Raw genomic sequence first — 7,110 nt, forward strand, 5'->3', positions numbered from 1 at the left:
GGGTCATAGTGGAAAGCCCAGGAGGACGGGAAATCTATGGGCCTCGAGGCGGGCGGGCCCGTCTCGAGGTGAGTGGCCGACGACGTCGGCCTCCATCAGTCGGCAGCGACAGCTGGTGACAAGTGGTTCAGATGGTGCACGCAGTGCATTGAGTGAGGACGAGCGGATGCGAGTGCGTTGGGAGGGGCGGCCAGGGATGTCCGCAGCGGCAGCTCGCAGGCGCGGAGCGTCTGCGCATAATGCTCGCAAGGCAGCCCGGGTCGCCCCTCCCCCATCGCGCGAAGCGCGCTCCCGTGCGCAGCACGGGAAGGCCCGCGCCCTTTCGGGGCGCGGGCCGAGTGGGGCGGGCGGTAGCGCCCGCCCCACTGTGGCCGTGTCAGCCGACGAACCAGGTCGGGTAGGTCAGCTTGGTGACGACGGCGAAGGCCGTGTTGGCGAGTGAGCACGAGCGATCGTGCAGCAGCGCCGTCTCGGCGGCGTGGAGCGCCGCGCGGGCCCGGGCCTCGCTCCACAGTAGGAGGCTGGCGATCGCGTAGAGCACCGCGGACGCCGACGCGTCAGTGGTGTGTGCGCCGACGTACTGCGCGACGAGCGCGGCGCGGGTGAGCTGGCCGCCCTGCGGCCGGCTGCGGGTTCCGAGCAGCGCAGCAAGCACATCCCTGTCGCCGCTCGCGTCGTCCAGCTCGGCGAAGCCGAGGCGGACGGCGGCGAGCAGGAGGCGGTCCCGTGCCGTGCCGTCGGCGATCGCTGCGGCGATCTCCGCGACGAGCTTCTCGTCGGGTCGGCGACCGGTGACCACGGCGTGGATCCACGGCTCGAGGAGCTCGTCGAGGTCGACCTCGTCGGTGGCGGGGTCCACCGGCTCGAAGTCTCGCGAGCGAGTGCGTGCCCAGACCTCGAGCTCGGTCGGTCGGCCGAGCTCGGCGGGGAGCGAGGCGATCGCGGCAGCGAGCGTTGTGCGCTTCTCCCCCGGCAGCTCCATCAGGTAGTCGCCGGAGCAGAGGACGACGGCCGCGAAGTGCAGGCCGGCGAGTCGGCGGAGCACGGTGTGTGCGTCGTGAGCGGCGAGCTCGAGGCCGTGGTCGTGGACCACCGTGAGGACGACGTCCTGCGTGGAGAGAGGCTGGAACGCTGCGGCGGAGAGGTCCAGCGGGTAGTCGGCGTCGGGGTCGACGCCGAACGTTGCCGACATGCCGTTCTCGCCGGTGCCGGCGAGGATGAATCCTCGCGGCAGCGGCTCGGCGAGAGAGGTCAGCGTGTACGCAGCGAACTGCGCGGCGGTCAGCTGAGTGATGTCCATGGTGTGCTCCTTCGGGTTGGGCGCGCGAGCGCCTGGCGACCCCGCTGTTGCGGGACCTTCCCTTTGGGGACTCTGCAGCGGGGTGGGCTGCAACCCCGAAGAGCGGAGGGTTAGGGGGACTTTTTCGCCTGAGCTTGCGAAGGTAAAAAGTCCCTCTGACCTGGAGCGTGGGTTGCAGCTCGGGGCCCCCCGCGGAGTAGAATGAGAGGTCCTGCAGCAGCAGCTAGGTGACCACGCTGGAAGCCAGGGCGTGGCGGCCGTGCGGAGCGCAGCGGAGCCTTGGACGCCGCACAGCTCAAGCCCGCGTAGCGGGGCCTCAGCAGATGAACGAGCACGGTGCGTGCGATAGTGGCGAAGCCGCTCGCGCCGTTCCATGGAGCACGTCGTGCTCCAGGAGCAGCACGAGCATCGCGAGTTCCGCGGTGAAGGCCTCAGAGCACCGGCAGTGCGCCTAATGCAGGTAGTGCACACAGTGGATAAGAGGCCCGCCCGGGCGGGAGCCCAGGCGCGAGCGGTCAGCGCAGCTCGTCCGGGATCTCCCCGAAGTCCAAGCGCGCCACGTCGAGTTTCGCCTCCTCCTGCTCAGGGTCGAGCAGGAGGAGGGTCAGGGCGTCCTCGACAGTGCTTCGTGCTCCGCTGTGCGAGTCGGAAGGGCTCATCGCAGATCCAGACGAGGGAGGCGGGCCGGAGGCTCGGGCAGCGCCGTCATGCCGGCGCGGCGAGCAGCCTGCTGGGCCTGCCAGCGCAGCGCGTAGCTGTAGAACACGCTGCGGGAGCGGTCGACGACGCCGGCGAGCCGGTCCTGACGCATGGCGTCCCCGACAGCGTCCGCGACGTCGTCGGGGACGAGGAGCTGCTGTGAGCGGTTTGCGCCGGCGCCGGCGGGGCCGAGGCTCTCTCGAACGGCCTGGCGCTCTTCGACGGTGAGGGCGGCGAGCTCGCCGATGGCGCCGGCGGCCCAGAGGCCGAAGCTTCCCGGCGAGCCGGGCCGGTGGTCGAAGTCGACGATGTACGCCGAGCGCACGTCACGCAGGTCATCCGGCGTGAGGTAAACGCTGCTGCGGCGGGTGGGCTCCTCGGAGGCCGGGGGCGCGGGACTCGCGGCGGCGGGGCGCTCTGCCGGAGTCGATGCGGGCTGCTGGGGCGTGGGGGTCTGCTCCGCTCCCCCCTCCTCACGGGTTGACGCGTCGTCGACAACGCCGGCGATCGCCTCGGCGTTGCGCTCGGAGAGGCTGCGTCGCTTGGGCTTGGCCATCAGTGGGCTCCCATCGTGAGGGTGAGTAGGTGATCGGTCGCGGCGCGGTAGTCGGCCGCGACCGCACTGTCGGGGTCGTAGACGCTCACGCCCATGCCTGCGGTGTAGGCGTCGCGCACGGCGACGGCCTGCCGCACGGGCGGCGTGACGCGATCGCCGTAGCGCTGCGCGAGGAGCTCGAGGATCTCCCGATCGAGCAGGCGGCGAGAGTCGACCATGGCCGGGACGACGGCGCTGATCTGCAGCCCGGGGCGGATGCGACGCGTCAGGCGCTCGGCGATCACGGCCTCGAGGCGGTCGAGCTGGTCGTATGCCTCGGTGGCAGCCTGCAGGCTGACGATCACATGATCGGCGGCCGCGAGTCCTGCCATGGTCAGAGCGCCAACGTTCGGAGGTGTGTCGATGACGACGTGGTCCCACCGCTCCCCCACCGTCGGCAGCATGTCGCGCAGGCTGGTGACCAGGTCGGGCGGCGGCTGCTCCTCGAGGGCGGTGAGGTCGTGGGCTCCGACGATCACGTCGACGCCCTGCGCGGTCGGCGCCGGCTCGGCCGCTTCCCGCAGGGTGGCGGAGGCGTCCAGCACCTCGGCGGCGGTGGCTTCGATCGGGGTCTCCTGGGTGATCCCCAGGCGGGTTGACAGGTTGCCCTGCTGGTCGAGGTCGATGGCGAGGACGCGGAAGCCGCGGCGAGCCAGGGCCAGGGCGATCTCGACTCCGGTGCTGGTCTTGGTGGACCCACCCTTGGGCAGGGCGCATGTGTAGACGGCCATGGGGCTCCTCTCGGTGGAAACAGGTTATAGCACTGTGTGCACTAGTGCGAACCGTGCAGTCGGTGCACAGTGTGCCCGAGCAGGTGGGGCGCGATGCACTCGCCTTAGACAGTGCGTGTAATGCACATGGCACGATTGGTGCATTAGCGGGATGACTAGTCGGCGACCTGGTACTGACGGGGCCGCTGCGCGGCGTAGCGGAGGCGTCGCGCCCACTGGTCGAGCTCGGGCACGATCTCGACATCGGGGCGCACCAGAAGCGCGTTGGATCCTGCGGTGGCGGCGGTCAAGATCGGGCCGGGCACGCAGGCGATGCGTGGCGAGTGGGGGAGGGCGGAGTGGGCCTGCTCGATGACGAGCGCCGCGTCGGCGAGATGTGCGAGGAGGAGGCTGGCGGGCCCCTCAAGCACCAGGGCCCCGCTCGAGGCGAGCGTCTCGTGCCACTGCGTGACGCCGCGCCGGGCAATCACGACTGCGCGGTCGGGCGCGCTCAGGGTGAGCGCGTCGAGCGCGGCCCCGGCGATGCCGGGGCCGTCGTGGAGCAGCACGCAGCTATCGCTGTGCTCGACAACGGCCAGCGCCGCGTGCTCGGCGACGCGTGTGCCGTGAGGGGTGGGGTCCAGGGATCCGAGGATGTGGACCAGTCGGGTCTCGAGGAGGTCGAGGCGGCCGTAGGCGCGAACGGCGAGTCCGTCGATCGCGAGTCGCGTGGGGATGGACATGGGTCCTCCTGTCGAGGAAAAACACTCGTTGCACTATCTGCACTCGGCACTCTATATGCACTAGTGCATACAGTGCAAGTAATGGCGAGAGTGCGAGTAGTGCAGGTGGTGTTAGCTCGCTTCCCGGGCCTCGCCCGGTGGCTCTTCGAGCGAGTCCAGGTACATCTGGGCGAGGGTCTCCTCGACCTCGGGATCGGTCTCGTCGACGTCGCGGACGACGCGGATCCAGGGCCGTTCGCGACGGAGCTGCTCGAGCTTGGCCCAGTAGTCGGCTCGCTCACGGCGGTGCTGGTGGATGCGGCGTACGCGGGCCTCGATGGCGCCGAGCTGCTGCGCCAGGCGCTCGAGGCGGGCGTCGTCGGCCGCGAGCTCGTACCCGTCGCGGTCGTTGCCGGCGATCAGGCCGTAGGCGAGGGCGGTGTCGCGGGCGTCGCGATAGGCGTCGTCGCTCAGGCCGGTGACCAGGGCGATGCGTGCGCGCGAGGTGGCTCCACGCTCGACGGCCTCGAAGAAGAGCCCGGTGGCCTTGCCGAGCACGGTGAAAAGGGGGCGGACGGCCTGGGTCTTCCCGGGTCGCCACTGCAGCTCGTCGACGAGGGCGGCGTGGCGGTCGGGGATGCGCAGCTCGTACTGATCGGCGTAGATCCCGCGACCGCGGGCGACGAGGACCACCCACGGGTCGTCCTCGGCCGCGAGGGCGCACAGAACGGCGGCAGCACCGGTGCGAGAGTCACCGACGGCCACGGAGTGCCAGCGGACTCCCATCGCGGTGACGGTGGAGCCGACTGTGCTGGCGGCCTGGCCGAGGGCGCGCAGTGCCATCTGGTAATCCCAGCCTCGAGCCCCGGGGTACTCGCTGGCGGCGTAGCGCTCGACGAGCGTGATCCATGAGCGGATCACGCCGTACGTGTCGTGCACCGAAGGAGAATCCCCCCCGCCCCGGGTGTGTGTAGTGGCGCTAGTGTCAGAACTGACGGCAGTATCGTCCCTGGTCACGATGACCCGGCCGCTTTTCTGGCGCTCGCGGCGGGCGATCTCGGCGGCCGCGCGGGCGTACTCGTCGCGGAGGCGGTCGCCATGCTTGTGCTCGAGGAGGGAGCGCAGGCCGGGCCACTGGGGCTCCTCGCCGAGCATCCGGGCGCGGACGTCGGTCTCGGTGAGGCCGGTGGCGATCGCAGACATGAGGACCGCGCGCCGGGCTTCGGACGCGCTGGGGTAGCCGTGGGCTCGCCAGTCGCCGCGCTGGGCGAGGTCGGTGCACGCGGTGCTCATGTGGCGGCCGATGCCGCGCACGAGCACGGGGCGGATCTCCTCGTCGGGGATCGCGTCGGCGATCGGATCGCTCGAGCCAGCCTCACGCGCCCGTGTGCGGCGCTCTGCGCCGCGTTCACGGTCCTCCTCGAGAAGTGCCCGCAGCTCGTCCGCCAGGGCCGTACGGAGGCGCGTGAGGGCTCTGGTGGGGGAGTGGGGGCCGGCGGCGATCGCGCGTGCCGCGTCGGCGTCGTGTGCGAGCTCCCGGTGGCCGCCTCGCTTGTGGGCGCTGCCGGGGATGGTGATCAGCCCGTCGCTGACGTTGCTGGTGGGCTTGAGGTCGAGCGTGGAGAGGCGCCGGCCGAGGGCGAGGACGAGCGAGTGCGCCTCCTGGGCGCCGAGGGGCTCCTCGAGCAGGACGTAGATGTGCGCGCCGCCGTGGGCCCGGTCCATGAGGTAGTTGAAGCCGCACTCGTCCAGCAGCGCGGCCGCGGTGGCGACGTCGTCCTCGACGGCGGCGATCTGGTCCTCGGTGCGGTCGTGAGCGTCGAAGTCCAGCGGCAGGAACCGGGTGCGGCCCTGGGCGTCGTAGACGTGGACCGCGACGGGCTGCGAGGGCGGCGCCTCGGTGAAGCGCTCGACCCTTCGGCCGAGACGTCGCGGGAAGGCGACGCTCGTGCTGCGGCGCTCCGCCAGGCGGATCAGCGGTCGCTGGTTCAGCAGCTCGAGGCACAGTCGCCACGTGTCGGTGGGGGAGAGGGTGGCGTCGGAGGCGGCGCGAGACACACCGGTGGTGTCGTACTTGCCTACGACGACGCGACCCCCGTACTCTTGGGGGTACAACTTGATGAACCTCCTTGCTGGTTCTCCCCGGGTCGTCAGCTGCAACTGACTCCCGAAGACTTCTGAATCGCCCTCGCACCTGCGCCAACAGGTTCGGGGGCGAAGTCTTTATGCGGTCCTCTCGCTCTCGTCAAGGTCCATGCGAGGCTGAGCTGCTCCAACCTCGTAGATTGCCGGGTCGAGCTCGTCAACGTGGCGCTCAAGCACTTCGATGACGATCTCGCCCATGGTCTTGCCTGTCAGCTCCTTGATCCGCGCGATGCGATCGGCGAGAGGCATAGGAACAGGCACACCGATGGTGCGGCGTGGCCCCTTCGAAGGCCGTCCCACTTTGGCGTGCTTGTTCTCCATAGGGGCAACACTACACAGATTTCGCGAAACAGCGACGTGGTTGAGGCGTGTCGCGGTCATGATTCGGCCTCCCAGGGGGTGTGGGTGGTGATCGTGCCGTCGGTGATGCGTCCGTAGTAGGTGGCGTCGCTGGCGATGGTGGTTAGAGCGATCCAGTCAGCGGGCCATCCGGGGACGCCTCGAACGAGCGCGTCGCGGTAGACGTGGCCGTTGTAGTAACCGGGGACGCCATCGATGACGCGGAAGAGCTTGTCGGAGTGCCGGGGGACGAGCAGGCTCTCGCTCTGGCTCAGGGTCACGCTCCAGTCGGCGATGTCCGGGTGCTCGGCGCGTGCGTGCTCGAGCAGGGCGTCGACGAGCTCGTGAACGGTGGCGCGGTGGCCGTCGTGTACTCGGTCCTGGGGGTCCATGCTCAATGCCTGTTCATGCCGCTGCTGCGGAGTGGGTGACTTGGGGTCCGTGCGGGGATGGGCGATTGCGATGTGCGGGCTCCTGCCAGGGCTTGGGCGGTGAGCAGACCACGCTGCCACCTCGGGCGGTTCCGCAACCCGGCTCGCTGCGCTCGACCCGCGGCGGGCGAGAACTTCTCCGACGCGGTCGCAAGCTCCCTTGTTTCGC

The 7,110-nt window shown here is 70.2% G+C and carries 8 protein-coding genes; all 8 read right to left on the bottom strand.

The annotated features are described in order from the left end of the window. Window positions 1–376 precede the first annotated feature (376 nt). A complete protein-coding gene (locus HMPREF3159_RS00760; protein ID WP_070499109.1) occupies window positions 377–1,300 on the bottom strand; it encodes a hypothetical protein in 924 nt (307 codons plus the stop codon). A 515-nt stretch (window positions 1,301–1,815) separates the two neighbouring features. After that, window positions 1,816–1,959, bottom strand: a complete 144-nt coding sequence (locus HMPREF3159_RS17300; RefSeq protein ID WP_168165356.1) for a hypothetical protein — start codon at window positions 1,957–1,959, stop codon at window positions 1,816–1,818. Next, window positions 1,956–2,555, bottom strand: a complete 600-nt coding sequence (locus HMPREF3159_RS00765; RefSeq protein ID WP_070499110.1) for a hypothetical protein — start codon at window positions 2,553–2,555, stop codon at window positions 1,956–1,958. The genes HMPREF3159_RS17300 and HMPREF3159_RS00765 overlap by 4 nt, the downstream gene beginning before the upstream one ends. After that, the gene (locus HMPREF3159_RS00770; RefSeq protein ID WP_070499111.1) at window positions 2,555–3,325 is read right to left on the bottom strand and encodes a ParA family protein; all 771 of its coding nucleotides are present in this window, start codon (window positions 3,323–3,325) and stop codon (window positions 2,555–2,557) included. The genes HMPREF3159_RS00765 and HMPREF3159_RS00770 overlap by 1 nt, the downstream gene beginning before the upstream one ends. A gap of 155 nt (window positions 3,326–3,480) precedes the next feature. Beyond that, a complete protein-coding gene (locus HMPREF3159_RS00775) occupies window positions 3,481–4,047 on the bottom strand; it encodes a hypothetical protein (RefSeq protein ID WP_070499112.1) in 567 nt (188 codons plus the stop codon). Between the two features lie 111 nt (window positions 4,048–4,158). Beyond that, window positions 4,159–6,141, bottom strand: coding sequence for a hypothetical protein (locus HMPREF3159_RS00780; protein ID WP_070499113.1), 1,983 nt, complete (start codon window positions 6,139–6,141; stop codon window positions 4,159–4,161). A gap of 108 nt (window positions 6,142–6,249) precedes the next feature. Then, window positions 6,250–6,492: a hypothetical protein gene (locus tag HMPREF3159_RS16895; RefSeq protein WP_141748008.1), complete on the bottom strand. Its 243-nt coding sequence runs from the start codon at window positions 6,490–6,492 to the stop codon at window positions 6,250–6,252. Window positions 6,493–6,548: 56 nt separating this feature from the next. Continuing rightward, window positions 6,549–6,902, bottom strand: coding sequence for a hypothetical protein (locus HMPREF3159_RS00785; RefSeq protein WP_070499114.1), 354 nt, complete (start codon window positions 6,900–6,902; stop codon window positions 6,549–6,551). Window positions 6,903–7,110 lie beyond the last annotated feature (208 nt).

This window comes from Brachybacterium sp. HMSC06H03, from assembly GCF_001807385.1.
GTDB lineage: Bacteria > Actinomycetota > Actinomycetes > Actinomycetales > Dermabacteraceae > Brachybacterium > Brachybacterium conglomeratum.

Excerpts from the sequence above, each read along its gene's own strand:
- HMPREF3159_RS00760 (WP_070499109.1), bottom strand. The coding sequence starts at position 1,300 with ATGGACATCACTCAGCTGACCGCCGCGCAGTTCGCTGCGTACACGCTG.
- HMPREF3159_RS17300 (WP_168165356.1), bottom strand. The coding sequence starts at position 1,959 with ATGAGCCCTTCCGACTCGCACAGCGGAGCACGAAGCACTGTCGAGGAC.
- HMPREF3159_RS00765 (WP_070499110.1), bottom strand. The coding sequence starts at position 2,555 with ATGGCCAAGCCCAAGCGACGCAGCCTCTCCGAGCGCAACGCCGAGGCG.
- HMPREF3159_RS00770 (WP_070499111.1), bottom strand. The coding sequence starts at position 3,325 with ATGGCCGTCTACACATGCGCCCTGCCCAAGGGTGGGTCCACCAAGACC.
- HMPREF3159_RS00775 (WP_070499112.1), bottom strand. The coding sequence starts at position 4,047 with ATGTCCATCCCCACGCGACTCGCGATCGACGGACTCGCCGTTCGCGCC.
- HMPREF3159_RS16895 (WP_141748008.1), bottom strand. The coding sequence starts at position 6,492 with ATGGAGAACAAGCACGCCAAAGTGGGACGGCCTTCGAAGGGGCCACGC.
- HMPREF3159_RS00785 (WP_070499114.1), bottom strand. The coding sequence starts at position 6,902 with ATGGACCCCCAGGACCGAGTACACGACGGCCACCGCGCCACCGTTCAC.